We start from the raw sequence: 1,122 nt of genomic DNA on the forward strand, positions 1-1,122 counted from the left end.
GTCCGTGTCCCTTCGAAACTCTCGCGGCTCGATCGCAACGGTGCCTTACGGGCAAATAGGGAAGATCCAGAATTTCAGTCGCGACTGGGCGATTGAAAAGCTGACATTTCGGGTTGCGTTCGATACGGACGTCGACCTGGTTCGCAAGCTGTTCAAGAAAATCGGACAGGACATCGCGGCAAATCCGGAGCTTGCACCGGATCTGATAGAGCCATTCAAGAGCAAAGGTATCGGCGACGTTGAAGACGGCACGCTGATCATCAAGGCATCCTTCACCGCAAGACCTGGCAAACAATCGATGATCCGGCGCACGGTTTTGATGGCGGTTCAAAGCGCCTTTCGGGAGAACGGCATCAAAGCGGTTCCAAAACCGATGACGGCAAATCCGGAGCCAGAAGCCGCTGCTTAGGGATGGGGTTAACGAAGGCAACTGTGGCCTCCGTCGACTGGCGACGATGATGATGGGGTTCTGGCATTGGCCGTGCCGACTGCGATGGAGTCGACTACCACGACAATTGGTGTGCCCGCCCACATCAACGATCTTGCATTTGCTGCGACCAGCTGTCGAAACCGATAAAGTCGCGGGCTATTCGGCCACACATGACATTCAGCTGGATTTGCAAGTTCGGTGCAATCCGGTACAGCGAAGAGACTACCTAGAGGAAATGCTTCTGGACGCTCCGTCCGATATCCTGGGCCGATCGAAACACGCGGTGTTTTGCTTGGGGCTGCCAGCGGGCGTAATGATAACTGCTGCATGGCGGTGATGCTGGGAATGCGGCGGCCTTGGGTAACAGAAACCCTGCATTCACTCGAAGCCGAAGGCCATATCCGCGCTACCCGTGGCAAGGTCGCCATTGTTGATCGCGCGGGTTTGATGGCCGAGTCTAACGGATTTTACGGTGACGCCGAGCGCGATTATGAAAAACTACTCGGAGAGCGGCTGTCGCGACAACAGCGATAAGACGCCAGAATGCCCAACGTGGCGGCGCAGTTAACGCGAATGACACCTTCTGGCGAAACCGCGACCTCAGCGTGGTCGTCGGCAATGTCTGCTTTCAGGCGGTGGCAAAACTGACCTCAACGGCCGACATGAGGGCGCAAAGCAGCCGTTTGTTTGGC

General features: G+C 56.4%; 1 protein-coding gene and 1 pseudogene. Both read left to right on the top strand.

The features are described 5' to 3' along the window. Nucleotides 1–409 (top strand): annotated as a pseudogene (locus ACXJ5O_RS27830) (mechanosensitive ion channel family protein); the annotation flags it as partial. A 348-nt stretch (nt 410–757) separates the two neighbouring features. Beyond that, a complete protein-coding gene (locus tag ACXJ5O_RS27835) occupies nt 758–964 on the top strand; it encodes a helix-turn-helix domain-containing protein (RefSeq protein ID WP_457302734.1) in 207 nt (68 codons plus the stop codon). Nucleotides 965–1,122 lie beyond the last annotated feature (158 nt).

It is taken from the genome of Phyllobacterium sp. P5_D12 (assembly GCF_054049495.1).